Raw genomic sequence first — 24,637 nt, 5'->3', positions numbered from 1 at the left:
CATCGAGATTGAAGAAGGGGGAGGCCTCGCGGCCTCCCCCTTTTTTGCGTTTATTGGGCGTAAATGACTCTATTACACCAGACGATCTTATCGTTTTTGGTATTGAGCCTTTATTTAAAGAAGATAAATCGAATAACAAGGGCAACCGCTATGGCCACAATGATCAAAAGCAGGATTGTCAGTCGATGCTGCTTGTGTCGTTTACTTGATGAAACAAAGATTGATTTTCCCTGTTTTGGCGTTTCGAGATAGCGAGCCGAATGCGTCAAGGTTTGCTTTGGCCGAGGACCTCTTTGTTGATGAGCGGCGGATGCTTTCAGTGGCTCCTCACTAGCTGCGCTGTTTTTTGATAACGGTGCGTCTTTCAGATATACAGGGTCTCCCGAGGCGACGCCCATATGTTTACGTTCCGTTTGGGCATCCTCGAGCGTTTGATATCGATTTCTCGTCACATACTCGGGCTCAGGATCATTAATGGGCTCTTGTGAGATGTGGGGGCGATGGAACCGTGGCGGCTGCGTGGAAGTATCTTCCCCCTGCGTCGGCATAAACATTTTGTTCTGGTTTTGGTCGTCCATGATGCCCTTTAGCTCGTTACCAACAACGTGTACGCGCTCATTGTAAGCCCCTTGTTATTTGTAGCTGCGAACATACTCGTTATTATAGCTCTGGTTCAAAGAACCTTAATCTTACTAAAACCTGAGTCATACACACTTAGATATGCTTATAGTACAGGACTCAAAAAACTTTATAGTCGATGTATATATAAGAAGCGGTTGGGCATATATAAGAGCGTCAAAAGAAGTCCCAGTCACCTAAAAGATGGCTCGGCAGTCCTTAAAAGGAGTGGTAAACATGGCAAGCATGGTTCCTTATCGTTCGGTTTTTGGCGTTCGTCCTTCTGCTAGCTCGCTGTTCGATCTGTTTGATGATATGACCGACCTTGCAAACAACTCGATTGCTTCCAAGGCGTTTCCCGTTGACGTTGAGGATAAGGGCGACGGCTATGAGGTCAAGGCCTATCTGACCGGCGTCGCCAAGGACGATATTGATGTCGAGCTCAATGAGGGCCGTCTGTCCATTAGCGTGAATGTCGAGGAAGACGAGGAGAACGAGGGCAAGAACTTCCTGCAGAAGGAGTTCAGCTCGTACAGCGCGACGCGTGGCGTGTATCTAAAGGACGCTTCGAGCGAGGGTCTCTCGGCTAAGTACGCTGACGGCATCCTGACCGTTACGGTTCCCAAGATCGTCGAGAAGAAGAACGTTACGAAGATCTCCATCGACTAACTTCGTTGGTGTTCTGCGCTATTAAAAGACAGCAAAAGGGGCTGGGAAGCGATTCTCGGCCCCTTTTGCTGTCTAGGACAGTTTATTGAATGGTTGCCGGCTGATACTGACTCGCAGGGCGTATCGAGAGTTTTCGCAATCCTTGGAGGAGGGTTGCGGAGCTGCCGACCTCGTCATCCAGGGTTGCGGCCAGAGCTTTGGCATAGCTTTTGACGGTAAGGCTCGGACGATTGTTATCTTGGCTGATATGCATGGCAATGAGCTGTTCGGTGCGATCGGTAACAAGTTCGCGCGCGGCTTCGGCGGCTTGGCCATTGGAGAGGTGTCCCCTTGCAGACAGGATGCGCTCCTGAAGAAAGCGGGGATATTCTCCCTCGCGCAGCATGGTCACATCATGGTTGCTTTCGAGCGCGAGGACTCGACAATCTTTGAGGGCGTTCATGGCTTGGCTCGATAGCTCTCCGGTGTCGGTGGCAAAGCCGATGGAATCATCGAGGGCGTCGAATCGATAACCGACTGGATTGATGACATCGTGTGATGTTGAGTAGGTTTGCACGTGAATGCCGGCAATGGATAGGGCGTCGCCGGGATCGAATTCCTCGACAGGCAGATGCGAAAGATTTTCTTTGTTCGAAAGGGTGCCCCTGCTGGCAAAGAGGGGGCCGTGCCAGTGCTTGCACCAGACATCGAGGCCCTTGATGTGATCGCTATGCTCATGAGTAATGAGAAGAGCCGAGACGTTGTCTGTCGAGAGCCCCAGTTCTGCCATGCGCTTTAATGTCTCGCGGCGAGACAGCCCGTCATCGACCATAATGAGCCCCTGCGGGCCCTCGATGAGTGCGCAGTTGCCTTTAGAGCCACTGCCGAGGATATGAAGGTGCAGACGAGACATAAGATTCCAAAGGATACAATGGGTGCGGACGAATAGAGGAGGAAGCAAATGCCTACGGTATCTCAGCATTATGGACACCATGCCGTGCCTGGGGCAGTCGATGAGACCCGGACGAGGCAGCAGGCTGCTCCTGTCGTGCTCATGGTATCAGGCGGCGCGGACTCGACGGCGCTGCTTCTTATGGCGTGCACATCAAAGCTGGATATCCAAGACGGACGCGGTGTTGCCCCCATTGCTCGCGAGCGCCTGCATGTGCTGCATGTAAACCATCATCTGCGCGGCAAGGCGTCCGATGGCGACGAGGCCTTTGTGCGTGAGCTTTGCGCGAAATATGGTTTACCGCTGTGCGTGGAGCACGCTTATTTTGATGGGGAGTCGGGCAATATTGAGGCCGCGGCCCGCGAGGTGCGCTATGCCGCGGCGCGGAGGTATGTTCGCGAGCTCTGCGCCCAGACGGGGGCACCGCGAACGGCGGCTCGTATCTGCACCGCGCACACGTCTTCGGATCGCGCGGAAACGTTTTTGATGAACGCGATTAAGGGTTCGGGGCCCGCTGGCCTATCGAGCATTCCTCGCCGGAGGAATATCGTGGTGCGTCCCTTGCTCGACCTAACTCATGGCGAGCTCGTGGGCTATCTGCAGGTACATGGTCAGCCGTGGCGTGAAGACGAGAGCAATGAGGATATCTCGTATCTGCGAAACTACGTGCGCCATCGAGTGATGCCGGTGGTGGCGCAGCGCAACGCGAGCGTCTGCAAGACGATTGGCGCCGCCTGCGAGATCTTAGGCGATGAGGACGCGTTTTTGTCTCAGCTTTCAGCACAGGCGTTTCGAAGCTGCCTGCGTAAGGAGGCGGCGGGCGCGCTGGTGCTCGATGCCAGGCGCCTTGCTGCGGCCGAGGTGGTAATCGCGCGGCGCATCGTGCGACTGGCGATTAAGCGCATCGATCCGGACGCTCGTCCAGAGATGCGACATGTGGAGCGAGTCCTTTCCTGCGTTGCCGAGGGCGCCGGCTCGGTCACGCTTCCGGCGGGGATTGACGCACGCATTGAGTTTGGCATGCTGGCGTTCAAGGCGCCGGCGGCTCGCGAGGGCCTGGTCGCGGACTGGGTTACCGTACCCGGTCGTTTGCCGTTGGGCGGGGGACGTATGCTGGTCACAGAACCGATGGCCGTTGAGCCGGGATGCGATATCGTGCGCCGCGCCCGTGAGCTTGCAGCTGCCGGGGAAGTGACAGCTTTGGTAGACGCGGCTGCCCTGGGTTTTGCCGACAGCGATAGTGAGCGGATCCTGGCGGGCTCGCGTGGCGAGATCCCTGCCGAGGCGCGATTGGCGCGCCTGTGGGTGGACGGTCCTGCACCGGGAGACGTGATGTGCCCGTTAGGGATGAGTGGTCGAAGCAAGAAAGTATCCGACTTGCTAGGTGAGGCTCGCATTCCCGTTTCCGAGCGCGCCGGCGTGCCCATGGTGAGGACGGCGCCGGGGGGTGTCGTGGTGTGGGTCGCCGGAGTTCGCGCGGACGAGCGTTTTAAGTGCACGGCCGCAACGCGCGTGGCATATCTGCTTCGTGTGGTCGATGCGGAATAGCGTCCCACGCCAGCTATTCTGTGCGACGTTGACGGTATTCCCGCGCTGATGGCGTACGGGCTGGAAAATATACCCCGTGCGCTGCTAGAATGTGAAGTTCGCGTCCATACGGCGGTGTGTGGGCGATAAGCACAAGAAAGGGTTGTCATGGCTTCTCAACATCCGGATATCGAGAAGGTTCTGTTCACGCAGGAGGATATCGACGGTATCGTCTCTCGCTTGGGCGAGGAGATTACTCGCGACTACGCGGGTAAGGATCTGGTGCTGATTGCGGTCCTGCGCGGCGCCGTGGTCTTTATGGGCGACCTGATGCGTAAGATCGAGCTGCCGACCAACATCGATTTCATGGCTGTTTCGAGCTATGGCGACGGTGTGAAGTCCTCGGGTATCGTGCGTATCATTAAGGACCTGGATATCGACATCCGCGGTCGCGACGTGCTGATCGTCGAGGACATTCTGGACTCGGGCCTGACGCTCAAGTATCTGATGAAGAACCTCGAGAGCCGCAAGCCCGCTTCTCTGGAGGTCGCCGCCTTCCTGTGGAAGGACGTTGAGGACCGCGTCTCGGCCATCACGCCCAAGTATGTTGGAACCCATTGCCCCGATGCCTTTGTGGTGGGCTACGGCCTCGACTATGCCGAGCGCTATCGTAACCTTCCGTATCTGGGCATTTTGAAACCGGAGGTTTATTCGTAAGATGCCCGACGACCGTAACGACAACAATTCCCAGACTCCCCGGGACCCAAAGATCCCGGGGATGCCCGGAGGCAAGAAGCCCACGCGTACGGGCTGGCTGTATTTTCTTTTGGCTTGCGCGCTTCTGGGCTATGCCTTCTTTAATATGGGCTCCGGCTTTGCCAGCTCCAGCAATACCGTTAAGCTCGCGACGAGCGAGATGGTCAGCGCCATCAAGCAGGATCGCGTCGAAGATCTGACCTATACGGTTCAAGACGGAAGCGTGACGGGTCATTACTGGAAGACGAAGAAGGACAAGGGCGATACGAGCGAGCTCAAGAGCTTCTCCTCGACCTATGTCGGCTCCGATTCGCTTGCCGAGCTCATGGCGGAGCACCCCGATACCAAGTACATCGTCAACACCAACGATCCCGATTTTTGGGGCGACTTGGCGATGAGTGTGCTTCCGACGATCGCCCTTATCGCCATCATGTTCTACTTTATGCGCCAGATGATGGGCGCCAACAACAGGAACATGCAGTTTGGCAAGACCAACGCCAAGACCAACGAGGCCACACGCCCCAAGGTCAAGTTTGAAGACGTTGCCGGCGTGGACGAGGCAGTCGAGGAGCTCGAGGAGATCCGTGACTTTTTGAGCGATCCTGATCGCTATCGCAAACTGGGCGCCAAGATCCCGCGTGGCGTGTTGCTGGTTGGCCCTCCGGGCACCGGTAAAACGCTGCTGGCCAAGGCCGTTGCCGGCGAGGCGGGCGTGCCGTTCTTTAGCATCTCGGGTTCCGACTTTGTCGAGATGTTCGTAGGCGTCGGCGCCAGCCGTGTGCGCGACCTCTTTAAGGAGGCCAAGTCCCAGGCCCCGTCGATCATCTTCATCGATGAGATCGATGCCGTGGGACGTCAGCGCGGAGCTGGCTTGGGCGGCGGTCACGACGAGCGCGAGCAGACGCTCAACCAGCTGCTGGTCGAGATGGACGGCTTTGAGGAAAGCGAGTCGGTCATCCTGATCGCTGCGACCAACCGTCCTGACATCCTGGATCCGGCATTGCTGCGTCCCGGCCGTTTTGACCGTCAGGTTACGGTCGACCGTCCGGATGTGAAGGGCCGCGAGCAGATCTTGCGCGTGCATGCCGAGAACAAGCCGATGGACGAGGACGTTAAGTTTGAGAAGCTCGCCCAGATGACCGTTGGCTTTACTGGTGCCGATTTGGCGAACCTGCTCAACGAGTCTGCGCTGCTGGCCGCTCGCCGTCATCGTTCCGTGATCTCGATGGACGAGGTCGAGGAATCGATGGAGCGCGTGATTGCCGGGCCGCAGCGCAAGGGTCGCGTGATGACCGAGGCCGAGCGCACCACGATTGCCTACCACGAGAGCGGTCATGCCCTGGTGGGCCACATCCTGGAGCACTCCGATCCGGTCCACAAGATCTCGATCGTCAGCCGCGGCCAGGCTCTGGGCTACACGCTGCAGCTTCCGCAGGAGGACCATTTCCTCAAGACCAAGAACGAGATGCTCGACGAGCTCGCCGTGTTCTTGGGCGGTCGCGTTGCCGAGGAGCTCATGTGCGATGACATTACGTCGGGTGCGAGCAACGATCTGGAGCGCGCAACCAAGATGGCGCGCGAGATGGTCACGCGCCTGGGCATGAGCGAGGAGCTGGGCACACAAGTGTTTGGCGAGGCGCAACATCAGGTGTTCCTTGGTCGCGATTACGCCGATCACCAGGATTACTCCGAGGAGACGGCACGCCGCATCGATATCGAGGTTCAGCGCATCATGCGCGAAGCCCATCGTCGTGCGGTCGAGATTTTGGATGCCCGTCGCGATCAGCTCGATCTGATGGCGAAGGTGCTGCTTGAGCGCGAGACCGTCGAAGGCGACGCCGTGAACGCCCTGCTCGACAACGAGTGGAATGCCTACCTTGAGCGCGAGGGCGATATCCTGGCGGCCAAGGAGGAGCGCAATGCCAAGGCGGCCGGCATGCCGACCAAGAAGCGCGCGCCTCGTATGAGCGAGGAGGAGCTGGCGGCTGATGCCGCGGCCTTTGCGCAGGCGGCCATGCAGGAGGATGCCGAAGCCGCATCCGATGATACTGACGATGACCATGCCGTCGTCGATGCCGATGCCGATGCCGACAAATAGTCTTTGTGGCGAAAGCCTCCGCGGGGAAACCTGCGGAGGCTTTTTCTTTTGAGCGATATGGGGCCGTCTGTTGATTGGGGACAGACTTAAATGAGCGTTTTCACGCATTTAAGTCTGTCCCCAATCAACATTGCTGCGGCACTTTGCTCGGCTAAAGCGTACAATAGCGCCTATGCGAAAGGGGAACAGATGATTAACGAAACTATGTATGCTCGCGGTGCGGAAAGCTCCATCATCCGCGAGATCTTTAGCTATGGTCTTGAGCGCAAGGCACAGATCGGTGCGGAAAACGTATTCGATTTTTCGCTGGGCAACCCGAGTGTTCCGGCGCCAGCTGCCGTGGCGGAGTCCATTAAGAAGGCCTTGGGGCTGCCGAGCGACCAGTTGCACGGCTACACCCCCGCTCCGGGCCTGCCGCAATGTCGAGCAGCCGTCGCCGAATCGCTCAACCGCCGCTTTGGAACGAACTATGAGGGTAAGGACGTCTTTATGACGGTGGGTGCCGCGGCTTCGCTCACCTGCACGCTCAACGCCGTTACGAACCCGGGTGACGAGGTTATTGTTATCGCCCCGTACTTTCCGGAGTATCGCGTTTGGATTGAGAAGGCCGGCTGTACGTGTGTTGAGGCGCTCGCCGATGAAGACACGCTCCAGCTGAGCGTGGACAACGTGCTCAAGGCGATCACCGACAAGACGGCAGCCGTCATTATCGACTCGCCCAACAACCCGACCGGTGCCGTATATACGCGCGACACGCTGACGCGACTGGCCAATGTTCTGCGCGAGGCCAACGCTCAGCGCGATCCCGAGAATCCGATTATGCTCATCTCGGATGAGCCGTACCGCGAGATCGTGTACGGTGCCGAGGTGCCTTGGGTGCCCTCGATCTACGAGCACACCATCGTGTGCTACTCGTATTCCAAGTCGCTGTCGCTGCCGGGTGAGCGCGTGGGGTGGATCTTGGTTCCCAACACCAATCCGCAGGCTGCCCGTCTGATGCCGGCTGTTGCGGGTGCTGCCCGTACGCTGGGTTTTGTATGCGCACCGGCACTCTTCCAGCGCGTGATCATTGATTGCATCGATGAGCCGAGTGATGTCGGGGCCTATGCCCGCAACCGCACGGCGCTCACCGATGCTTTGACGGACTACGGCTATACCTATGTTGAGCCGGACGGCGCGTTCTACCTGTGGGTGAAGGCACTCGAGCCCGATGCGAATGCGTTTTGCGAGCGCGCAAAGAAGTATGAGCTGCTTGCGGTTCCCTCGGACAGCTTTGGTATGCCGGGTTGGTTCCGCCTGGGCTATTGCGTGAGCTACGAAACGATTGTCAATTCGCTACCCGCTTGGAAACAGTTGGCGGACGAGTATCGTTAAAAGTAAAGCGCTCTGCCTACAATGTTTTACGTGAAACGGGGTTTGGTGTTAAGCCGGACCCCGTTGTCATGGACGTTGTGTCTTTGGGATGGAGTGGTTTTACGACTATCGAAGGCTATGCGTACAATGAATATAAGCGACGGCCGTGCCAGATAAGGAGACCTGATGCCCTACCTGCTTTCTTGTGACATTCATACCCATACTATGTTCTCTGCGCATGCATATTCGACCATTGAGGAGAATGTGTACTGGGCGGCAGAGCGTGGTCTGCAGGTGCTCGGATCTGCCGACCATTTGAGCTCTATGGTTACGGCTTGCCCCAATGACCTGCGCAGTTACCAGTTCTTTATCAACCAGGATATCTGGCCGCGCATTTGGAGCGGCGTGCTGGTGCTGCGTGGTGCCGAGGCCGATATCGTTTCGCTGGACGGAAGCCTGTTTGGCGAGGACACCCCTGTCACGCTCGATATTGCCGGCGATTCGTACAGCCGTCAGCATTCGCTGTTCGATTTGGTTACGCGTAATTTGGATTATTTGGTTGCGAGCGTGCATAATCCGCAGATTGCTGAGGGCGCGACGCTGGCCCAGACGACCGAGATGTATATCAATGCCCTGGAGCACCCCAAGGTGTTCATGCTGGGTCACACGGGGCGTTCGGGCGTGCCGTTCGATATCGACGAGGTGCTGTTGGCAGCTAAGGCCAAGCACAAGATTATCGAGATCAACAACCATAGTTTTGAACACGGTGTCGACACTGAGCATTGGGCCGTATGCCGCAAGATTGCCGAGCGCTGCGCCGAGCTGGGCGTGGGCATTGGCGTTTCGACCGATGCGCACATTGGCATGGCAATTGGTAAGCTCGATTACGCTCGCAAGATGCTCGACGAGATTCACTTCCCGTTGGATCTGATCGTGACGCGCGATCGCGAGACACTGCTGCGCGAGATGGCGGCAGCCGGCGTGTGCGATCTGCGCAATGGGATGTAGCGGAATTTATAAACCAAGCGAAGGGGGGCGGCCCGCCTGGGCCGCCCCCCTCGCTTGTGCCGGTGGATTAGCGGCGTTCGAGGACCGCTACGGTTTCGGTGTGGTCGGTGTGAGGGAACATGTCGACCGGCGTGATCTTGAGCAGGCGATAGCCTCCGTCGAGGAGCTGGTGCAGGTCGCGCTCTTGGGTCACGGGGTTGCAGCTGATATAGGTGATGCGGCGCGGCTTGAGCGCGCAGGCGGCCTCGAGGAACTCGGGGGTGGAGCCGGCGCGCGGCGGGTCGATGGAGAGAACGTCAACGCGCTCGTTGTTATCGGCGGCGTCCAGGATGTAATCGGTGGCGTCGTCGGCCATAAACCAAGCGCTGCGGGTGAGGCCGTTGAGCTCGGCATTGCGACGTGCGTCGGCAATGCCCGCCGGGTTGCGCTCCACGCCGAGCAGCATAATGCCGACACCTCTGTCCTGGGCATCCTTCGCGGCGCACAGACCGATGGTGCCGCTGCCGCAGTAAGCGTCCATAAGAATGTTGCCCTGCTGCAGGTCCATGCCGTCGATAGCGAGCTGATAGAGCAGCTCGGTCTGTTGCGGGTTGGTCTGATAAAACGCGGTGGGGGAGATATCGAACTCGCAGCCGAGCAGCTGGTCGCGCATGCATTCGGCGCCATACACGATGCGGGTTTCCTCGCCGAGGATGGCGTTGCCGGGGCGTCCGTTGATGTTTTGGGCGACGGTGACGATGTGCGGATTGAGTGCGGCGACAGCCTCAAAGAACTCCTGCGCATGCGGCAAGTCGCGCTGAGCGGTTACGAGCGTGACCATGACCTGGTCGGTACGCCAACCGCAGCGGACGACGGCATAGCGGAGCAAGCCCAGATGCTTGTCCTCGTTAAAGGCGGGAATGTGCAGGCGCTCAGCTTCACGCGCGATGCCGTTGAGAATCTGACGGGCGCCCGGTGCCTCGACGGGGCATTCGGGTACGGCAACGATCTTGTGCGTGCCGCGCTCAAAGAAACCGCAACGGATGGCGCCCTCCTTACCGGGAGCAAAGGGAGTGGCAGCCTTATGACGAAAGCCACGCGGCGCAGGATATTTGCCCGGGTCGCCCAGGGTGACTCCCATACCGCGAATGGAGTCGACGCTAATACCCTCGCGCTCGCAAAGAGCAGCAAAAAGCTCCTCCATAGCAGCCTGCTTGGCGGCGAGCTGCTTCTTATAAGGACGATTGAGCGCTGTACACCCACCGCAAGCTTTCATGATGGAACAAGGAGACTTGGGGTCCACAGCCTTACGCGCAGACGAAACCGGATCTTTATGCGAATGCTTGGAACGAGCTTGAGGTGCCTTATCCCCGCTCCGACGAGAGCCGGGACGCTTGGCCTTAGCCTTGCCCTTGGCCGACTTACCCTTCGCATCCAGAGACGACTTGGATTTCTTAGAAGATTTTCTCCCCCCCGACCCCTCAGCCGCCTCGATCAAAGCACGACGAGCCTTACGCTCCGCACGAGATTCTGCCATGAATTAACCCCACTAATTTACAAATTGAAATCTGAAAGCATTGTACCGTGCCAAGCTAGCGGACGATATGCAAGCGCCCATTTCATGTCAGTGATAAGCCCAACGACGTTTGCCCGCCGGGTGCCGGGGCAGGGGTTAAGTTTGTCGCGAGTTCCGCACGAACAGGAGAGCACTTAATGTGCTCTCCGTCGTGAGCAGGACTGTAGAGCAGCAAACTTAACCCCTGCCCCGGCACCCGGCGGGCAAGCCCTCCCTTGTACTCCATCTCACTAAAGTGTATGATTCTGAACGTTACATGACTCACTTTACCTAACTAAAGTGCCATCAAGGGGGAATACTATGAATACCGATATGTCTCGTCGTCAGTTTGTTGGTCTAGCCGGCTCGTTCGCCACGGTGCTCGGCCTTGGTCTTGTCGGTTGTGGCGGCGGGGCCGCTAAGGGCTCTGCTGCCGGCTCTGCCGCGGCAAAGGACGTGAAGGGCGCCGCCGAGTCCAAAAAGCTCGTGGTGGGCTTTGACAAGTCCTATCCTCCGTACGGCTTTGTGGGCGATGACGGCGAATATACGGGCTTTGACCTTGATCTGGCCAAGGCCGTTGCCGATAAGCAGGGCTGGGAGGTCAAATACGAGGCCATCGATTGGGATGCCAAGGATACGCTGCTCAACTCGGGTGCCATCAACTGCATCTGGAACGGCTTTACCATGGAGGGTCGCGAGGACGACTACACGTTCTCCGAGCCGTACATGCTCAACGAGCAGGTGCTCGTGGTCAAGAAGGACGCGGGTATCAAGAGCTGGGACGATCTTGCCGGCAAGACCGTGATTACCCAGACCGATTCCGCCGCACAGGATGTGCTCGAGGGCGACCAGAAGGATCTGGCCGCGACGTTCGCCACGCTCGACACCATCGGCGAGTACAACACGGCCTTTATGCAGCTCGAGAGCGGCGCGGTCGATGCCGTGGCTTGCGACCTTTCGATTGCCCAGTATCAGCTTGCCGCCAAGCCCGATGCCTATACGCAGCTTGATGAGCCGCTGTCCAGCGAGCACTACGCCGTCGGCTTTAAGAAGGGCGACACCAAGTCGGCCGATGCCGTGACCGAGTCGCTCAAGGCACTCTATGAGGACGGTACGGTCGAGGACCTGTGCGACAAGTATGCGAGCTACGGTCTATCCTTCGACAACTGGGTTCTCAAATAGCGGCTTTCCCAGGCACCCGATTTTGCCGTTCAAACCGTCGCTTGCGTACATTTAGTACGCGGCGCTCCTCTTTCACGGCAAACTCGAGCACCTGGAAAACCCGCTTAAGCATTGGGTTTGCTGTTCTGTTGTCGCGAAAGAGAGCTTAGGTTGTCTATTCAGGTCATGATGCAGATGCTTGGCCAGGGATTCTTGGTCAGTTTGCAGTTGTTTGTGCTGACGCTGCTGGGGTCGATTCCGCTGGGAATCCCCGTGGCGTTTATGCGCATGAGCAAAATCGCGCCGCTCCGCTGGATTGCGCGCATCTATATTTCGGTGATGCGCGGCACGCCGCTCATGCTGCAGATGTTTGCCATCTACTTTGCCCCGTACTACGTGTTTGGCATTTCGCTCACGCCCGATTCCAAGTGGACGGCGTGCGTCGTGGCGTTCATCATCAACTACGCCGGTTACTTTGCCGAGATCTATCGCTCGGGCCTGCAGTCCATTCCGCGCGGTCAATACGAGGCTGCCGAGGTGCTGGGCTACTCGCGTCTGCAGACGTTTCTGTATATCGTGATGCCGCAGGTCGCCAAGCGCATTTTGCCGGCGATGGGCAATGAGATCATCACGTTGGTCAAGGACACGTCGCTGGCGTTTGCCATTGGTGTGGGCGAGATGTTCTCGACGGCCAAGGCGCTGGTCGCCTCGCAGGTGAGCATGGTGCCGTTTGCGATCGCGGCGCTGATCTACTGGATCTTTAACTTTGTGGTCGAGATGCTGCTGGGCGCCGCCGAAAAGAAGCTGGACTATTATCATGACTAACTCAGTGATGAAAATCGAAAGCGCGCGCAAGGCGTTTGGCGGCAATGAGGTGCTCAAGGATATCTCGCTCGAGGTCAAGCGTGGCGAGGTCGTGGCGATTATCGGGCCTTCGGGTGGCGGCAAGTCCACGCTGCTGCGGTGTGCCACGCTGCTCGAGACACTCGACGGAGGCTCGCTCTCGTTTGGTGACCTTGCCGTTGCGACGGATGCGGGTTCGGGCGCGGTCTATGCGAAGGGCGATGTGCCCAAGCGGGCACGCTCGCGATTCGGCCTGGTGTTCCAAAATTACAACCTGTTCCCGCACTATACCGTGATGAAAAACATCATCGACGCGCCGATCCGCGTGCTTAAGCGCCCGCGCGAGCAGGCGGAAGCTCGTGCGCGCGAGTTGATCGCGCAGATGGGGCTTACGGGCAACGAGAACAAGGTGCCATGTGAGCTTTCGGGCGGTCAGCAGCAGCGCGTGAGTATTGCCCGCGCCCTGGCGCTCGATCCGGAAATCCTATTCTTTGACGAGCCGACCTCGGCGCTCGACCCCGAGCTGACGGCCGAGGTGCTGCGTGTCATTAAGGACCTGGCAGCGCAGAATATGACGATGGTAATCGTGACCCACGCGATGCAGTTTGCGCGCGATGTTGCCGACCGCGTGGTCTTTATGGACGGCGGCCGTATTGTCGAGGAAGGTCCTGCCGAGCAGGTCATCGACCATCCACGCGAGCAGCGTACCCGCGAGTTCTTGAGCCGTATCGAGGGGTAGGCTCAACTATATATTGAGATGAAGCCGTCGCAGGTCTTATGGTCTGCGGCGGCTTTTATTTGTATCGATGGGGTTTAATAATCGTCTCGCCTGCTCGCCCCCATCCTCTCGCCGCCTGTATTCATACGTGCGCCGAAAGGTATGCATGGACAGCCGCCCGTGAGGGTAGGGTGGTGGCATAGGACATTTGGAGGGTGAGTCGGCTCGGCTGCCGACCATGCTGCTCCCGGGATGGCACCGACCGCGAACTCTCCCCGTTGGCGTCGCGCATTGCGCGCGGCCCTGCAAGGAGGTCATCATGGGTGCTCCCAAGACCGGTAACGTAAGGAACGTGGTGCTCGTAGGCCAAGGCGGGGTGGGCAAGACTTCACTCGCCGAGGCCATGCTCCACCTTTCCGGTAAGACCGCCCGTCTGGGCGGCCACGACGGCACCAAGCCTACGCTCGACTATGACCCCGAAGAGGTCAAGCGTGCATTCTCCATCTCGACGACCATCGCGCCGATCGACTGGAAGGGCGCGCGCATCAATGTGCTCGATGCCCCGTGCTACCCCGATTTTATCGGCGACGCCTTTGCCGCGATGAGCGTCTGCGAGACGGCTCTGTTTGTGGTTGACGCCGAGGCCGGCCCGCAGCCTACGACGGTTAAGCTCTGGTATGCCGCCGAGGACCTGCGTCTGGCACGTGCGGTATTCGTAAACCGCCTGTCGCGCTCCGAGGCCAGCTTTGCGACCACAATGGACCTGCTGCAGGAGCGCTTTGGCACGCGCCTGGGCGCCGTGACCCTTCCCTGGGGCGAGGGCGAGGACTTTGACGGCATCATCGACCTGGTGCGCATGAAGGCGCGCCATTGCAACGGCACCGAAGCCGTTGAGTCGGAGATTCCCGAGGAGTATCGTGTCCAGGCCGAGGAGGCTCACGACCATCTGTGCGAGTTGGTGGCCGAGGCCGACGATGAGCTGATGATGAAGTACCTGGAAGGCGAGGAGACGCTGACGCAGGAGGAGCTTGAAGGCCTGCTGTCGAAGGCGATCGCCGAGCGCATCTTTGTGCCGGTCTTTGCGGGCGATTGCATTAAGGAGCAGGGCGTCAACTCGCTGATGGACGACATTGCCACGTACTTCCCGGCGCCGACCGACTACGGCGAGATGCCGCTTATCGACGGCGATTCGCTTAAGATCTCGAGTGACGATGATCGTCCGGTGGCGTTTGTGTTTAAGACGCTGGCCGATCCGCAGCAGGGTCGCATCAGCTTTATCAAGGTGCTGACGGGCACGCTTGAGCCGGGCCTTGAGCTGATCAACGCGCGTACCCGCAAGAGCGATCGTCTGGCTCACCTGTATGTGATGTGCGGCCGCGATATGACCGAGGTCGGTCACGCCTATGCCGGCGACATTATCGTGGCGCCCAAGTTGGCGGCCGAGACGGGTGACACGCTCTCCATTACCGGCAAGGTCGAGGCTGCGGCGTTTAAGTTCCCCAACTCGCAGTATCGCATCGCTATTGAGGCCGAGAATCGCGGGGACGAAGAGAAGCTCTACACGTTTATCGAGAAGGCCTGCAAGGCAGACCCGACCATGAGCATCGACCGCGACGAGGAGACTGGCCAGACCATTATCTCCGCCGTTGGCGAGGCGCAGGTTTCGGTGCTGCTCAACCGTCTGGAGGATCGCACCAAGGTTGCTGCCAAGAGTGTGCCGATCCGCATTCCGTATCGCGAGACCATTCGCCGTACGGCAAGTGCCCAGGGCCGCCATAAGAAGCAGACCGGCGGCGCCGGTCAGTACGGCGACTGCTGGCTGCGCGTGGAGCCGCTCATTGGGCCCGACGGCACGAGCGATGGCTATGAGTTTGTGGACGAGGTCGTGGGCGGCCGCATTCTGCGCTCGCTGATTCCCGCCGTGGACAAGGGCGTCCAGGAGACCATGAAGGACGGCATCATTGCCGGCTATCCGCTCACGGGCATTCGCGTGGCTGTGTACGACGGCTCGTATCACAGCGTCGACTCCAACGAGATGGCGTTCCGCGCGGCGGCTCGCATCGGCCTGCGCAAGGCATGCGCCGATGCCGACCCGGTGGTGCTGGAGCCCATCGAGGAAATCACGGTGACAATCCCCGAGAGCTACGCCGGTGCCGTGATGGGTGACATCTCGGCCTCGCGCGGTCGCGTGACGGGCATGGAGACCGATGAGCGCGGCGATACCGTGGTCATTGCCCAGGCCCCGTTGGCCGAGCTGACGGATTACTCGACGCGCCTGCGCTCTATCACGCGCGGCACGGGCGACTTTACCATGAAGCCCGCAGGCTATGAGCAGGTGCCTTATGACGTTCAGGCCAAGCTGGTCGAGCGCTATGAGGAGGGCCGCGCTAAGTAACTAGACGATAAAAAACCGCCGCGATGGGGTAGTTCCGTTGTGGCGGCTTTTTTGGCGGGCGAGGTGCCCGCCCCAGCATCTGTGGGGCGGGCACCTTTTTGTGCCGTTGCAGTAGAAAAAGTCCTCCTTTGCTAGAATAAACGTATATAGACGTCTACTTGAACAGGGAGGCAATATGTACGAGGCGGTTATCTTCGATATGGATGGGCTTATGTTTGACACCGAGCCTATCTGGGCTTCTTGCTGGCCTAAGACCGCAATCGAGTTTGGGGTTGAGTGCATGGAGGGCCTTGCGGACGCCATGCGCGGAACCAATGGAGCCGAGGCCGTATCCATTATTCGCGAATGGTATGGTGACGAAGTCGACCCCAAGGCATTTGTTGATCGTTTTTACGAAATAGCCCATGAAGCATTGGCCCATGGCGCAGAGAAAAAACCTGGATTGGATAGGCTTCTCGAGTATCTCAAGACTGAAGGGATTCCGATGGCGGTTGCCTCCTCGTCGAGCAGGGAGATGATCAAGGCCAACCTGATAAGGGGAGGAATACTTCCATATTTTGATTCGATCGTTTCTGGTATCGAGGTCGAGCATGCCAAGCCCTATCCTGACGTCTTTTTAAAAGCGGCGGACGAGCTAGGGGTGCCGCCGCAAAAATCCCTCGTCTTGGAGGATTCCTATAACGGGGTGCGCGCGGGCTTTGCAGGAGGTTTTCACACCGTCATGGTTCCTGATCTCTCCGAGCCAACAGAAGAGATGGAAAGATTAGCCACGGCGATTGTCCTGAACCTTAATGATGTTGTCGACATGCTGGCAAGCGGAACATTGGGGTAAAAAGGTTGAACGATGGGCTGTCGAGTGTTTCTCGGCAGCCCTTTTTCTAATTCGAGACATTTAATGCTATGCGCAAGAATCAAAAAGGTATATAGTCGTCTATAAACAGGTACATAGACGTCTATATAAGTATCTGGAACGTAAACTCAACTCGAATTGCCGTAACCCGGTTGGAGGAATCATGGCAGTTGTAACTTCGACTGAGCTGATCCAGATTGCACGCAAGAACGGATGGCTCCTTCCCGCATATAACACGACCAATATGGAGATGACCCTGGGTATCTTGGACGGATTGCAGAAGGCCGGCATGCCGGGCATCCTCCAGATCGCCCCTACCAACGTTAAGCTTTCCGATTACGGCATGATCGCCTCTATCGTTAAACGCGCGGCGGAGGACTATATCGTTCCCACGTGTCTGCATCTTGACCACGGCAAGGCGCTCGAGGATGTTCGACAGGCGGTTCAGGCCGGCTTTACCTCCGTTATGATCGACGGTGCCGCGTTGCCCTTTGAGGAGAACATTCGCTTCTCGCGCCAGGCAGTTGACTACTGCCATTGCTACGGCGTGCCCGTCGAGGCTGAGCTCGGTGCCATCAAGGGCAAAGAAGACGATCATGTTTCCGAGGCGGATCTTAAGACCGACCCCGATCAGGTTTGCGAGTTTGTGGAGCGCACGGGCTGCGACCTGTTGGCCGTGTCTATCGGCAACGTTCACGGCCTTGAGGATACGCCGCGCATCGATTTGCCGCTGCTTGAGAAGCTTGCCGAGGTGTCTCCGTGTCCCCTCGTTCTTCATGGTGGCTCGGGCATTCCCTATGAGACCATCCACGCTATGCAGCCACACAAGATGTCCAAGATCAACATCGCAAGCGACCTGCGCAAGGCCTACATCACGACGGTTGGCAAGGCGTACGAGGCAAACAACAACGAGCATAATCTCGCCAAGGTACTGATTGATACACGTAAGGCAGTTGCGGACGTTGCTTACAAGACGACGCGCGCCATCAACGGCATCGCTGAGTAGCGCGGAATTACGAACATGGATGAGGCGATAATGGGTGCGCTCTACCTTGGTGTCGATGTGGGCACGTCATCGGTGAAGCTCACGTGCATTGATGAAGGCGGAAAAGTTGTCGCGACTGCGAGCGAGGCTTACGAGTGCTCTGAGCCTCATCCCGGTTGGCGGGAAATCAATCCCGAGACATGGTGGATCGCCATTTGCTCTGCATGCTCCCTGCTTGGAGAGAAAGTTGACCTGTCTCTAATAAAAGGCGTTGGCGCTACCGGGCAGATGCACACGACGGTCTTGATCGATGCCGATGGGGTGCCAACGTGTCCCGCCATAATGTGGAACGACCAGCGCACGATTGACGCTGTCTTTACCGAGAAGCAGTGGGCGCTGTCTGCGGGCTATCCTAGGGTCGCCAGCTTTCTTTCGACTGGGGTTCCGGCGATTAACCTTGCATGGATAGCTAAGAATAATCCTGAGGGCCTTTCAAAGAGCGAAGTGTTTCTTTCGGTTTCAGATTGGATTGCTCTCAAGTTTGGCGGGCGTGCTGGTACGGACTATTGCGGGGCTTCGACAACAGGGCTCTACGATAACGAGAGGCAAGCTTGGATCGGTGAGGTCTGCGAGCATTTTGGAATCCCCGAGTCGTTGCTTCCCGTTGTCGAGCCTTCTGATGCCGTAATTGGGACCGTGGTTGAGAGAGCTTCAAGCGAGACGGGAATTCCCGCAGGTGCCATGATCGTGAGGGGAACGGGCGACAATCCCGCGGCAGCGATCTGCACGGGATGCCTTTTGGAGGGCGTCCCCACCATCTCACTTGGAACAAGCGGCGTGCTGATGTATTCATCTGAGGGAGTTGACCTTCCGGCTGTTGGCAAGCCCGTGTTGTTCAAGTGGGGAAATACCCTTAAGACCCAAATTCAGCTGAGTATCAGATCGTGCGGCGGTGCCAAGGAATGGTGGTACGGGCAGATTCTAAGCAGTGAGTCCTACGATTTGGAGGACAAGGCCGTCGAGGACCCCTTCTACGACATGAGGGATCTCATGTTCTACCCCCATCTATCGGGAGAAAAAGTCCTGCACGGTTGCCCGTCGGTACGCGGTGCCTTTCTGGGGCTTGATCTTGACACGACTCGTTCCGAGCTCGAAAGGGCTCTGATGGAGGGCACGGCGTATGCCTTAAGGGAGCTCAAGGAGTCCGTGGACCATTCGGAAGAGTGGCGCAGCATCAGGCTCGTTGGAGGAGGGGCCAAGAACGATTTTTGGGCGCAAGCGCTCTCCAACGTGTTGGGGGTCGATATGGTGCGGATGGAATCCTCCGGCGCCGGTCAGGGCGCGGCGCTGCTGGCTCTCTCGGCTTCTTGCGGCCAAGACTTGACGGCGGTTGCCGCAGGGGTCTGCAGAAAACTCGATTCCATTGAAAAAAACGACAGGGCCCATGAGCTCTACGACGCGCGTTTTAGCAGGTATATGCGTATATTTGAGGCACTCCAAATTATCTTTGAGCTAAATAGCGCGTAGCCGTTTGTCTTGTAAAATCTACCGTTCACCGAAAGGAATGCGAGAAGGCAACTCGAAGAGCGGTCCCTTTGTAAGATATAGACAATCGTAGACAACCATGAGCGTATATGGCCGATTGAAAAGGAGGAGGGGGCGCTCAGGTAGAACGATAGAAGTAACGAACATTAACTAAGGAGAATGAAAATGGGAGCAGTAAACGATTTCCTTATCTTCCTTGCGGAGGGCTTTACCGGCCTGTTTAATGCGGCTGGTGATCAGTTTGCCTCGTTTATTACGGGTATGATCCCCATGCTGATCTGTCTGATCCTTACGATCAAGGCAGTCATCCAGCTGATCGGCGAGGAGCGTGTCTATGGGTTCATGAAGAAGTGCACCAAGTATGCAGTTCTCCGCTATACCCTCATCCCGTTCCTTTGCACTTTCTTCCTCTGCAATCCGATGGCATACACCTTTGGTGTGTTTGTCGAGGAGGACTACAAGCCCGCATTCTACGATGCGGTCGTGTCCATGATGCACCCCATCGTTGGCCTTTTCCCGCACGCTAACTCTTCCGAGCTCTTTGTTTGGCTTGGTATCTCGGCCGGCTACGAGGCACTGGGAAAGAACTCCTCCGAGCTTGCTATCCGCTTCCTCATTGTTGGTCTAATCGTCTGCCTGATCAAGGGCATTGTCACCGAGAAGCTGTACCTCATCATGAAGAAGCGCAACGAAGCTAAGCTTGCCGCCTAGCAGTTCAGCGCAAAAGGAGAGTCTAAATCATGAGTGAATTCAAAAGCGTAAAGGCGTCCCACGGCGGCAACGGTTGGGGCGGTCCCCTCATCATTACCCCCACGGCCGAGAAGCCTTATGTTCTGAGCGTGACCCTGGGTGGCATCAGCCCGGTCGCCCTTCGCATTGCGGAGCTTACCGGCGCCGAGGCGCACGACCAGTTTAAGGACCCGATCGAGACCGATCAGGCATGCGCCGTTGTCATCGACTGCGCCGGCGTGGCTCGCTGCGGCACCTATCCCAAGATGGGCCTTAAGACGCTGAACATCAAGCCCGGTTCTCCGTCTGGTCCTCTGGCCCAGTTCATCACCGAGGATCTCTTTGCATCTGACGTCAATCCCGATTGCATCGTCCTTGCCGATGCGGCCGATGTTCCCGCTGAGCCGGTAAAGGCCGAGAAGGCACACGAGGAGACGACGAAGGAAAACGTCCACGCCAAGATCGCTGAGGGACGTGCCGAGATTGCGTCCAAACAGTCTAACGGGTTTATGGACGTTGTCTCTAAGATCGGTACCGGCGTTGGTCGCGTCATCAGCATCATCTATCAGGCTGCACGTGATACCGTGAATGACGTTATCCGCAACATCATCCCCTTTATGGCGTTTGTCTCGGTGTTGATCGGCATTATTAACTACACGGGTTTCGCGAACGTTCTCGCCGGCGTTCTCACTCCGCTTGCGGGCTCGCTGCCCGGTATGCTGGCAATTGGCATGTTCTGCTCAATCCCGTTCCTTTCGCCTTTGATCTGCCCGGGCGCAATCATCGCTTCTGTGCTTTCTGTCCTTGTTGGCAACCAAATCGCCAACGGCACGATTCCCGCCAACTTTGCCCTTCCCGGCTTCTTTGCCGTCAACTGCCAGGTTGGTTCCGACTTTGCTCCCGTTGGCATGACTCTCATGGAGGCAAAGCCCGAGACGATCGAAATCGGTTACCCTGCATTCCTGTTTGGCAAGCTGATTACCACCCCGATTCAGATTATTCTTGCCTACGTACTGTCCTTTGGCCTGTAAACTGAAGCTTTAAGAGGGAAAGGCCCACTATGCTCAACGCGCTCATTACAATAGCCTTCTTTATTCTCGTATGGCTTGCAGGAACATTCACCCAGTATCGCTACTGGAAGAGGGTGCGCATTCTTATCCATGAGCGCGCTCGCGATCATGAGGGATACTTGGGCACGGGTATGTGCAAGGTGAGTTTTAGCCGAAAGGCGTTTGTGATGATTCTGACTGATCATGATGGCGCGATTAACGGTTGCTATGAGCTCAAAGGGCTTTCCCTCAAACCAGAGTTTTCGGAGATGAGCGAGATGCTGGGGCTGAATATCGAGACCGCCCTAGACCATCTGGCCAACGAAAGCTATCACGATGCTTTTGCCCAGGCTATTCGTGTTATCGACAGGTCAATGACTGCGCCTGCGGCGTAACAAAGATAGGAGAAATCAAATGTACAAGGTTAAGGTCACTGAGATCGGCTCGTTTGTTGAGGAACTTCTCAACGAGAAGATGGTGGTCCTGTTTGGCCCGACCGCTCCTGCAGAGTTGCGCGACATCTGCGTCGTTCACGATGGAACTCCCACGGAGGATAACGTGCTTGCTGAGGGCGGCACCATTTCCATCGGCGATCAGGTCTACACGATTAAGGAGTTTGGTGAAGCTGCGAACGAGAACATGGGAGGGCTCGGTCATCTAACCATTGCGTTCGATGACGAGCGAGAGCTGCTTCCTGGAACGGTTCTCGTGACACCAAGCGTGCTTCCCAAGCTGGAAACCGGCATCGAGATTAGCTTCAACGGCTAAATCGCTCGGTATGGCAGGCCATGTATTAGTCGGAAAGGACGTGTTCTCATGAAACGTTCCGATTTAAAACTGCCACTTTTCACGGTCAGTCCTAAGACCTATTTGCTTGCGGACGATTCAATTGCAGCGGCTCATCTTACGGATGAAATCGCAAAAGATCGAGATCATTCGATTTTTTGGACTGCTCCCGTTCCCGAGCTCTGCGCAGTTGCGAAGGATTTGAAATTTGCAATTCCCACAGCGCAGCATGCCGATCTTATCGGTGACGGAAAAGGAATGGGACTGACACCTCTTGAGTCGCTTAAGAGCGCGGGAGTTCAAGCTGTCTTTCTAAATCACACGGCACACCCCCTGACCGTTGATAAGTTGGCGGCAACGATCGATCGCGCTCGTGAGCTTGAGATTCTAACCATTGTTGCAGCCGATAGCGTGACTGAGTCCAAAGCGGTTGCGGCGATGGATCCGGACGTGATTCTTTGCGAGCCGAGCAGCCTTGTGGGAACCGGCCATACAAGCGGCGATGATTACATCGCAGAGACCATCGCTGCCGTACGGTCCATCAATCCCGACATCGTTATCATGGAGGGAGCGGGAATCAGGTGTGGAGGCGACGTTCGTCGCTTGATTGGACTTGGCGCGCAAGGCACCGGCATTTCGAGTGCCCTGGCGATTACGGATGACAGGGCAGCGTTGCTTACGGAGCTGTTTGACGCGCTGGACTAAAACCGTTTACAAAAAGGCGAACCCACGGGTTCGCCTTTTTGCGTTTTGGAATTATATTTGGCGTAATGCCGCCGCTCTCAAGAGCTTTAATGGCGACGCTGAAAAACGGTGCCAAGCTGGAACCTGCTGGATTTAAGCCATACGCGCGCATATTCAATTGCAGAGTCATTGTCCAAGTAGACTGTTTGAAGCTGCTGAAGAAGCGGGGACTGCGTAGAGAGACCGAGCGCATCCGCGCGTTGGGTGTCCGCGAGCTTTGCCACAAAGGAGGTCTTTGAGTATTCGATCTGGTGGCCTGAGAGCCGCTCGATTATTGCAAAGAGACCTTCGTTAACAAAGTCGGCTGTTTCAATACCTGGGACAAGCGCCATATTGATGTTGTTTTCGATGAACATCACAGGTTCACCCTCAACGCTGCGCACTCGCTCGAGATGAAGGTAGTCAGAACCTTCGACAATACCGAGATGTCTGGAAATATCCTCGTCCGACTTACGAATTTCGCAATCGAGAATGTTTGTTTCGAAAGAAAGGCCTTGCTCGATTAGAGATTCGGAGAAAGAGATAAGACCCTCTGTAAGGGGGAAAGAGATGTCTTTTGACTTAACGTAAGTCCCCTTTCCCTGAATTTGCTCAAGCAGGCCCTCATCAACAAGCTTGGAAATGGCCTTTTTGATGCTGCCGCGGCTGACGCCGAGCGTACTCATGAGCTCGACTTCCGACGGGATTTTGGATGCTTGCTCCCAAGCTCCTGAGGCGATGTTCTCGCGCAGATAGTCGACCACCTGCATATAGATGGGGGTGGGACAATCCTTTTTAATATGTGAATTGTTGACGCGATTGGTCACAGTTTCTCCTGATTACTTTGAAGCAAAATTACCTTCATTTTACGTTGTTTTGCTTCGATTAACCTATCGAGATTGTGATTGCAAAGAATAAATCACGTATTTAATGTAGGGCTTCTGCTGCTTTGGCTGCCTGTCTGGCGTTTGCCTTCTACTCTTATCGACAATACGGGTATCTTGGAGAGATGGCCCCATGTCACTGAAATGCGCCGTAGGAGGCAAGAATTAGCCTCCCGTGCGCGTCGGTGACAAACGATGCGGGCGTGGCCCCGGTTGAACCTACTCTCCGGCGGCCTGATTGCGGCCGGTGGCGTAGTCGATCTGCACATGCGGCTGCAGGTTGTAGCAGTATACGTGGAAGCACAGCGTCTTGCCGTGGTCCTCGACCGATTGCGCCTCAAGGCGCACGCCGCGGCAGACAAGTTCCTCTTCGTTATACATAGGCGTGACGCGGTAGAGCACGTGGTTGCCCGTTTCGCGGATGTAGTCGAGAATCTGCTCCTCAAACGGTAGCATGCCCGTCTCGTTGAGATAGCGCGTGCCGGTGAGGAGATCCTTGCGATTGGCGTTTTCGCCGCAGAGCGACCAGGCGATGAGGTGGCAGCGGTTGTAGAGGCTCTGGCCCGGAATAAAGTCGTAGCGCTGCTGATGCCATCCGGCGGGATGGATGCGCGAGATATCGCCGCGCTTGCCTTGACCGAGCGATTCGGGGCCCACGCAGGCGAGCGCTTTGCGAGTGCGGCCCATACTGTCGAGCTTGGAGAATTTCTTAAAGCAGCCCTCTTCTGCAGCGCGTTCGTATTCATCGAGTGTGAATGACGGCATGCCGAGCGGGTGCGTGCTGTCGGCGCGAAGGGCGACGTAGGGATTGCCGGCGTAGTCTGGAATGCTGCTGAGATATACGCCGCGGGCGCGGTTGAGATCTGGGTTTTCCACTTCGTCGATGGGGGTGGCGGCACTGTCCGCGGAGGCAACGTTGCCGTTGGTGTTGGTCGCGGTGGATTCGGAGCCATCGCCGGAGTCCTCGGAGCTTGCTGTTCCCGATTCGAGCCGGGCAACCAGGTCTGCCTCGTCGTCGGTGCGGCTGGGACTCTCGTTTTGTTTTTCGGCCAGAGCCGTCGCCTGCTCATCGCTTTGCGGCGACAACAACTTGGGCGCTCCGTCGAGCGACCCTGTGAACAACGCAAACCCCAGCACCACGGCGGTGCCGATGGAAAGTACTTGCTTGTAGGCGGACTTGCGCGACATTGCGGCTCCTGGATGGACGGTTGGGAATCTACCAGTCTAGCAGGAGCCGGCAGGGGCCGTTCTGTCGAACAAATACTCAAGATTTGGGATAGACGTTACTGATTCATTTGCCTCATATGGAGCTGCGGCGGTTGTGTACATGGAATCAGTCGGCGTTTCCCCAGATAAAACCTGCCAAAATAAGCCTGTCCCTTTTTGGTAGGTTAATCGTGAGCTATTTCACCGCAACTTAGGGCACGGTTAGGATGTGTGCACTTTAAAGAGAAGAACCCATGATTAGAGAGGTC

Annotated in this window: 23 protein-coding genes; 18 read left to right on the top strand and 5 right to left on the bottom strand. The window is 57.1% G+C overall.

Translation table 11 applies throughout. The features are described from left to right. Window positions 1-110 precede the first annotated feature (110 nt). Window positions 111-578 carry a hypothetical protein gene (locus DWY05_RS08430; protein ID WP_117821303.1) on the bottom strand — a complete coding sequence of 156 codons (468 nt, stop codon included), beginning with the start codon at window positions 576-578 and terminating at the stop codon, window positions 111-113. Window positions 579-855: 277 nt separating this feature from the next. Between DWY05_RS08430 and DWY05_RS08425 the strand changes: the two genes are divergently transcribed. Beyond that, window positions 856-1,287, top strand: coding sequence for an Hsp20/alpha crystallin family protein (locus tag DWY05_RS08425; protein ID WP_040359532.1), 432 nt, complete (start codon window positions 856-858; stop codon window positions 1,285-1,287). An 82-nt stretch (window positions 1,288-1,369) separates the two neighbouring features. Here the strand turns inward: DWY05_RS08425 and DWY05_RS08420 are convergent, their stop codons facing one another. Further along, entirely contained in the window at window positions 1,370-2,179 is an 810-nt protein-coding gene (locus tag DWY05_RS08420; RefSeq protein WP_117821302.1) for an MBL fold metallo-hydrolase, read from the bottom strand. 48 nt (window positions 2,180-2,227) lie between these two features. On the opposite strand from DWY05_RS08420, the gene tilS reads away from it, so the two are divergent. The 5 genes from tilS to DWY05_RS08395 all read left to right on the top strand — a co-directional run bounded on the left by tilS (window position 2,228) and on the right by DWY05_RS08395 (window position 8,960). Beyond that, the gene (gene tilS, locus DWY05_RS08415) at window positions 2,228-3,766 is read left to right on the top strand and encodes a tRNA lysidine(34) synthetase TilS (protein ID WP_199409610.1); all 1,539 of its coding nucleotides are present in this window, start codon (window positions 2,228-2,230) and stop codon (window positions 3,764-3,766) included. 147 nt (window positions 3,767-3,913) lie between these two features. Further along, window positions 3,914-4,462 (top strand): hypoxanthine phosphoribosyltransferase, encoded by a 549-nt coding sequence (gene hpt, locus DWY05_RS08410; RefSeq protein ID WP_022093938.1) that lies wholly within the window; start codon window positions 3,914-3,916, stop codon window positions 4,460-4,462. Between the two features lie 61 nt (window positions 4,463-4,523). Beyond that, window positions 4,524-6,599 carry an ATP-dependent zinc metalloprotease FtsH gene (ftsH, locus tag DWY05_RS08405; protein WP_233504060.1) on the top strand — a complete coding sequence of 692 codons (2,076 nt, stop codon included), beginning with the start codon at window positions 4,524-4,526 and terminating at the stop codon, window positions 6,597-6,599. A 189-nt stretch (window positions 6,600-6,788) separates the two neighbouring features. Next, window positions 6,789-7,973 (top strand): pyridoxal phosphate-dependent aminotransferase, encoded by a 1,185-nt coding sequence (locus DWY05_RS08400; RefSeq protein WP_117821299.1) that lies wholly within the window; start codon window positions 6,789-6,791, stop codon window positions 7,971-7,973. A 165-nt stretch (window positions 7,974-8,138) separates the two neighbouring features. Next, window positions 8,139-8,960, top strand: a complete 822-nt coding sequence (locus DWY05_RS08395; protein ID WP_117821298.1) for a phosphatase — start codon at window positions 8,139-8,141, stop codon at window positions 8,958-8,960. A gap of 67 nt (window positions 8,961-9,027) precedes the next feature. Here DWY05_RS08395 and rlmD read toward each other — a convergent pair whose 3' ends face one another. Then, window positions 9,028-10,476, bottom strand: coding sequence for a 23S rRNA (uracil(1939)-C(5))-methyltransferase RlmD (gene rlmD, locus DWY05_RS08390; RefSeq protein ID WP_117821297.1), 1,449 nt, complete (start codon window positions 10,474-10,476; stop codon window positions 9,028-9,030). 339 nt (window positions 10,477-10,815) lie between these two features. Between rlmD and DWY05_RS08385 the strand changes: the two genes are divergently transcribed. The 12 genes from DWY05_RS08385 (at window position 10,816) to DWY05_RS08330 (ending at window position 22,260) form a co-directional block, all read left to right on the top strand. Continuing rightward, window positions 10,816-11,676, top strand: a complete 861-nt coding sequence (locus DWY05_RS08385) for a transporter substrate-binding domain-containing protein (RefSeq protein WP_117821296.1) — start codon at window positions 10,816-10,818, stop codon at window positions 11,674-11,676. 150 nt (window positions 11,677-11,826) lie between these two features. Next, a complete protein-coding gene (locus tag DWY05_RS08380) occupies window positions 11,827-12,480 on the top strand; it encodes an amino acid ABC transporter permease (protein WP_233504059.1) in 654 nt (217 codons plus the stop codon). Then, window positions 12,473-13,237, top strand: a complete 765-nt coding sequence (locus DWY05_RS08375; RefSeq protein WP_117821295.1) for an amino acid ABC transporter ATP-binding protein — start codon at window positions 12,473-12,475, stop codon at window positions 13,235-13,237. Before DWY05_RS08380 ends, DWY05_RS08375 begins: the two co-directional genes overlap by 8 nt. Before the next feature lie 298 nt (window positions 13,238-13,535). Continuing rightward, on the top strand, window positions 13,536-15,611 hold the full coding sequence (locus DWY05_RS08370) for a translation factor GTPase family protein (RefSeq protein WP_117821294.1): 2,076 nt from the start codon (window positions 13,536-13,538) through the stop codon (window positions 15,609-15,611). A gap of 175 nt (window positions 15,612-15,786) precedes the next feature. Then, on the top strand, window positions 15,787-16,443 hold the full coding sequence (locus DWY05_RS08365) for an HAD family phosphatase (protein WP_117821293.1): 657 nt from the start codon (window positions 15,787-15,789) through the stop codon (window positions 16,441-16,443). A gap of 181 nt (window positions 16,444-16,624) precedes the next feature. Then, window positions 16,625-17,467: a class II aldolase gene (locus tag DWY05_RS08360; RefSeq protein WP_117821292.1), complete on the top strand. Its 843-nt coding sequence runs from the start codon at window positions 16,625-16,627 to the stop codon at window positions 17,465-17,467. A 15-nt stretch (window positions 17,468-17,482) separates the two neighbouring features. Beyond that, window positions 17,483-18,973 (top strand): xylulokinase, encoded by a 1,491-nt coding sequence (locus DWY05_RS08355; RefSeq protein WP_117821291.1) that lies wholly within the window; start codon window positions 17,483-17,485, stop codon window positions 18,971-18,973. Window positions 18,974-19,156: 183 nt separating this feature from the next. Further along, window positions 19,157-19,702, top strand: a complete 546-nt coding sequence (locus tag DWY05_RS08350; protein ID WP_117640464.1) for a PTS glucitol/sorbitol transporter subunit IIC — start codon at window positions 19,157-19,159, stop codon at window positions 19,700-19,702. Window positions 19,703-19,731: 29 nt separating this feature from the next. Next, entirely contained in the window at window positions 19,732-20,751 is a 1,020-nt protein-coding gene (locus tag DWY05_RS08345) for a PTS glucitol/sorbitol transporter subunit IIB (protein WP_117821290.1), read from the top strand. A gap of 29 nt (window positions 20,752-20,780) precedes the next feature. After that, window positions 20,781-21,164 (top strand): transcriptional regulator GutM, encoded by a 384-nt coding sequence (locus tag DWY05_RS08340; RefSeq protein WP_117821289.1) that lies wholly within the window; start codon window positions 20,781-20,783, stop codon window positions 21,162-21,164. Window positions 21,165-21,183: 19 nt separating this feature from the next. Continuing rightward, entirely contained in the window at window positions 21,184-21,537 is a 354-nt protein-coding gene (locus DWY05_RS08335; RefSeq protein WP_117640461.1) for a PTS glucitol/sorbitol transporter subunit IIA, read from the top strand. Between the two features lie 48 nt (window positions 21,538-21,585). Continuing rightward, the gene (locus DWY05_RS08330; RefSeq protein ID WP_117640460.1) at window positions 21,586-22,260 is read left to right on the top strand and encodes a triose-phosphate isomerase; all 675 of its coding nucleotides are present in this window, start codon (window positions 21,586-21,588) and stop codon (window positions 22,258-22,260) included. An 86-nt stretch (window positions 22,261-22,346) separates the two neighbouring features. On the opposite strand, the gene DWY05_RS08325 is transcribed toward DWY05_RS08330, so the two are convergent. Further along, window positions 22,347-23,105 carry a GntR family transcriptional regulator gene (locus DWY05_RS08325; protein WP_199409608.1) on the bottom strand — a complete coding sequence of 253 codons (759 nt, stop codon included), beginning with the start codon at window positions 23,103-23,105 and terminating at the stop codon, window positions 22,347-22,349. A gap of 276 nt (window positions 23,106-23,381) precedes the next feature. After that, window positions 23,382-24,350, bottom strand: a complete 969-nt coding sequence (locus DWY05_RS08320) for a DNA/RNA non-specific endonuclease (protein WP_117640458.1) — start codon at window positions 24,348-24,350, stop codon at window positions 23,382-23,384. Between the last annotated feature and the right edge of the window lie 287 nt (window positions 24,351-24,637).

It is taken from the genome of Collinsella sp. AF23-4AC (assembly GCF_003462685.1).
Lineage (GTDB): Bacteria > Actinomycetota > Coriobacteriia > Coriobacteriales > Coriobacteriaceae > Collinsella.
This window is presented reverse-complemented; position numbering and strand designations above follow the sequence as displayed.

What these genes read in the sequence shown, in the direction of transcription:
- DWY05_RS08430 (WP_117821303.1), bottom strand. Translation starts at nt 578, where the DNA reads ATGGACGACCAAAACCAGAACAAAATGTTTATGCCGACGCAGGGGGAA.
- DWY05_RS08420 (WP_117821302.1), bottom strand. Translation starts at nt 2,179, where the DNA reads ATGTCTCGTCTGCACCTTCATATCCTCGGCAGTGGCTCTAAAGGCAAC.
- DWY05_RS08395 (WP_117821298.1), top strand. Translation starts at nt 8,139, where the DNA reads ATGCCCTACCTGCTTTCTTGTGACATTCATACCCATACTATGTTCTCT.
- rlmD (WP_117821297.1), bottom strand. Translation starts at nt 10,476, where the DNA reads ATGGCAGAATCTCGTGCGGAGCGTAAGGCTCGTCGTGCTTTGATCGAG.
- DWY05_RS08320 (WP_117640458.1), bottom strand. Translation starts at nt 24,350, where the DNA reads ATGTCGCGCAAGTCCGCCTACAAGCAAGTACTTTCCATCGGCACCGCC.
- DWY05_RS08340 (WP_117821289.1), top strand. Translation starts at nt 20,781, where the DNA reads ATGCTCAACGCGCTCATTACAATAGCCTTCTTTATTCTCGTATGGCTT.
- DWY05_RS08330 (WP_117640460.1), top strand. Translation starts at nt 21,586, where the DNA reads ATGAAACGTTCCGATTTAAAACTGCCACTTTTCACGGTCAGTCCTAAG.
- DWY05_RS08360 (WP_117821292.1), top strand. Translation starts at nt 16,625, where the DNA reads ATGGCAGTTGTAACTTCGACTGAGCTGATCCAGATTGCACGCAAGAAC.
- DWY05_RS08375 (WP_117821295.1), top strand. Translation starts at nt 12,473, where the DNA reads ATGACTAACTCAGTGATGAAAATCGAAAGCGCGCGCAAGGCGTTTGGC.
- DWY05_RS08355 (WP_117821291.1), top strand. Translation starts at nt 17,483, where the DNA reads ATGGATGAGGCGATAATGGGTGCGCTCTACCTTGGTGTCGATGTGGGC.
- DWY05_RS08345 (WP_117821290.1), top strand. Translation starts at nt 19,732, where the DNA reads ATGAGTGAATTCAAAAGCGTAAAGGCGTCCCACGGCGGCAACGGTTGG.
- DWY05_RS08370 (WP_117821294.1), top strand. Translation starts at nt 13,536, where the DNA reads ATGGGTGCTCCCAAGACCGGTAACGTAAGGAACGTGGTGCTCGTAGGC.
- hpt (WP_022093938.1), top strand. Translation starts at nt 3,914, where the DNA reads ATGGCTTCTCAACATCCGGATATCGAGAAGGTTCTGTTCACGCAGGAG.
- tilS (WP_199409610.1), top strand. Translation starts at nt 2,228, where the DNA reads ATGCCTACGGTATCTCAGCATTATGGACACCATGCCGTGCCTGGGGCA.
- DWY05_RS08425 (WP_040359532.1), top strand. Translation starts at nt 856, where the DNA reads ATGGCAAGCATGGTTCCTTATCGTTCGGTTTTTGGCGTTCGTCCTTCT.
- DWY05_RS08385 (WP_117821296.1), top strand. Translation starts at nt 10,816, where the DNA reads ATGAATACCGATATGTCTCGTCGTCAGTTTGTTGGTCTAGCCGGCTCG.
- ftsH (WP_233504060.1), top strand. Translation starts at nt 4,524, where the DNA reads ATGCCCGGAGGCAAGAAGCCCACGCGTACGGGCTGGCTGTATTTTCTT.
- DWY05_RS08365 (WP_117821293.1), top strand. Translation starts at nt 15,787, where the DNA reads ATGTACGAGGCGGTTATCTTCGATATGGATGGGCTTATGTTTGACACC.
- DWY05_RS08350 (WP_117640464.1), top strand. Translation starts at nt 19,157, where the DNA reads ATGGGAGCAGTAAACGATTTCCTTATCTTCCTTGCGGAGGGCTTTACC.
- DWY05_RS08400 (WP_117821299.1), top strand. Translation starts at nt 6,789, where the DNA reads ATGATTAACGAAACTATGTATGCTCGCGGTGCGGAAAGCTCCATCATC.
- DWY05_RS08335 (WP_117640461.1), top strand. Translation starts at nt 21,184, where the DNA reads ATGTACAAGGTTAAGGTCACTGAGATCGGCTCGTTTGTTGAGGAACTT.